The organism is Mesorhizobium sp. M0854 (assembly GCF_040319815.1).
Taxonomy (GTDB): domain Bacteria; phylum Pseudomonadota; class Alphaproteobacteria; order Rhizobiales; family Rhizobiaceae; genus Mesorhizobium.
The window spans coordinates 1-2,498 of record NZ_JAMYOL010000071.1 but is presented as its reverse complement, the minus strand read 5'-3'; the positions used below and the strand labels follow the sequence as shown (position 1 = coordinate 2,498).

Below are 2,498 nucleotides of genomic sequence, written 5' to 3'. Positions count from 1 at the left end.
GTGTCAAACGGCTTCCAAAACTGACCCCCGATCGGCGTCCAATTTTGACCCCCCCTTATGTAATGCGCGGCGGTCAGCGTTCGCCCGGGCGGAGCTGGTTTGGGTTGCGCAGCCCGGGCGAGCGCGGATAGCGCTTGGCAGCTTGATGGGGTGATCAGGCGCGGTTCTTGAAGCGCCAGGACTCGTTTCCGGTCTCGATGATCTCGCAATGATGAGTGAGACGGTCGAGCAGCGCTGTCGTCATCTTGGCGTCGCCGAAGACGGCGGGCCATTCGCCGAACGCCAGGTTGGTGGTGACGATGATCGAGGTCCGTTCATAGAGCCTGCTGATCAGGTGGAAGAGCAATTGCCCGCCGGCCTGGGCAAAGGGCAGATAGCCGAGTTCATCGAGCACGACGAAGTCGAGCCGGGTGAGGTAGTCGGCGATACGACCCTGCTTGCCGCCGCGGTGCTCGGTCTCGAGCCGGTTGACGAGATCGACGACGTTGAAGAAGCGGCCACGTGAGCCGTTGCGGATCAGGGCGCGGGCAATGGCGATTGCCAGATGCGACTTGCCGGTTCCGGTGCCGCCGATGAGCACGGCGTTGCGCTGGTCGGCGACGAAGGTGCCGTTGGCAAGATCCCGGACCAGCACTTCGTTGACCGGCGTGCCGTCGAAGTCGAACTCATCGATGTCCTTGGCGATCGGCAGCTTGGCGACAGTGAGCTGGTATTTGATGGAGCGGGCCTGCTTCTCGGCGATCTCGGCCGACAGCAGATCGCCGACGATCCTCGGCGGCTCGTGCTGGCGCTTGATGCCTGTCGCCATGACCTCGTCATAGGCGCCGCGCATCCCGTAGAGCTTCAGCGTCCCCATCAGTTCCAAAACCTGGGTGCGTTCCATCAGCTTGCCCTCCTGAGGCTGTCGTAGCGGGCGCAGTCGGCTTGCGGCTCGTGTTGCAGGCGAAGAGCGTCCGGGGTGAGAATGGTGACGGCCGGCGCCGGATCGCGCCGCCGCGCCAGGATGTTGATGATGACGGCGGCGGAGCAGACATTCTGATCGAGTGCTTCCTGGCAGGCAGCCTCCACGGCATCGATGCCGTCGGTCAACACCGTGGCCAGGATCGACACCATCTGCCGATCGCCGTCATGCGCCGCCTTCAATCTGCGTCGGATACGCTCCATCGCCGAGGGCAGAACCCAGCCCTGGAAGGGCGCACCGTTGCGCAGTGCACCGGGCTTGCGGGCAAGGACCGGCATATAATGCCAGGGATCGTAGATCGTCTCCCCGCGCCCGAAGGAGCGGGCATGTTCGGCGACGACCACGCCGTCCTGGCGAATGACGATCTTGCCGGCATAGGCATGGATCTCGACCGGGCGGCCGACGGCCGTCGACAGGACCGAGTATTTGTTGTTGTCGAAGCGCACCGTGCAGGTCTTCGACACCGAGGCCGGCACCGTATGGAACCCGTCGAAGGAACCGCGGTATTCAACCAGCTTGCCACGCTCCTCCTCGAACACGTTCCAGATCGTTCGTTCCGGTTGCTCGACGTGACGATGCGCCTTGGCGTAGGCGACGCACTTGTCATGCAGCCAGGCGTTTAGCTCCTCATAGGTCTTGAAGCGCAGCCGCGGCGTGAAGAAGCGCTCGCGCACCAGCCCGACCTGGTTCTCGACCTGACCCTTCTCCCAGCCCGAGGCCGGTGTGCAGGCGACCGGCTGCACCAGATAATGGCTGCACATCTGCAGGAAGCGGCGATTGTATTGGCGATCCTTGCCAACAAAGATCGTTTCCACCGCCGTCTTCATGTTGTCGTAGATGCCGCGCGTGCAGGCGCCACCGAAGAAGGCGAAGGCCCGGTCGTGGGCGTCGAACACCATCTCCTGCGTCTCCCGCGGATAGGCCCTGACGAACATCACGCGGCTATGGCAGAGCCGGACATGGGCGACCTTCACGGTCACTGTCACGCCGTTGATCAGGACGATCTCGTGGCTCCAGTCGAACTGGTAGGCCTCGCCCGGCGCGAAGAACAGCGGCACATAGGCGTCCGCCATCGCCGACCCCTGCGCCTTCGCCCAGCTCTTCGCGTATCGGCGGACGGCGTCATAGCCTCCCTCGTAGCCCAGGCTGCAAAGCTCTTCGTAAATCCGGATTAGCGTCAGTTGCTCGCGCGCCGCCTTGCCACGGTTGCCATTCAAAAACCCGTCAAGCTGATCCTGCCACGGACCGATCTTCGGCTTGGGCTGCCGCTCGCGTTCGTAGGAGAACGATGTCTCATCGGATCTGAGAATCTTGCGGACGGTGTTCCGCGAAACATGCAGTTCGCGGCAAATCCGCTTGAGCGACCATCCCTGCACATGGAAGGCGCGCCGAACCCGGCCAATCGTATCCACCGACTTCATCCCCACACCATCCGCTCGCTACGACGAGCGGATGGTCGCAAATCAAAGCATCAGGGGGTCAAAATTGGACGCCGATTCCCCAGCTTATGGGGTCAATTTTGCACGCCGATTGACAG

At 62.9% G+C, this 2,498-nt stretch carries 1 protein-coding gene and 1 pseudogene; both read right to left on the bottom strand.

Annotated features, from left to right (window positions below):
- Nucleotides 1-154: 154 nt before the first annotated feature.
- Entirely contained in the window at nt 155-883 is a 729-nt protein-coding gene (gene istB, locus NKH99_RS32525; RefSeq protein WP_027038551.1) for an IS21-like element helper ATPase IstB, read from the bottom strand.
- Nucleotides 816-2,382: pseudogene (gene istA / locus NKH99_RS32520) on the bottom strand (IS21 family transposase). The gene istB and the pseudogene istA overlap by 68 nt, the downstream one beginning before the upstream one ends.
- Between the last annotated feature and the right edge of the window lie 116 nt (nt 2,383-2,498).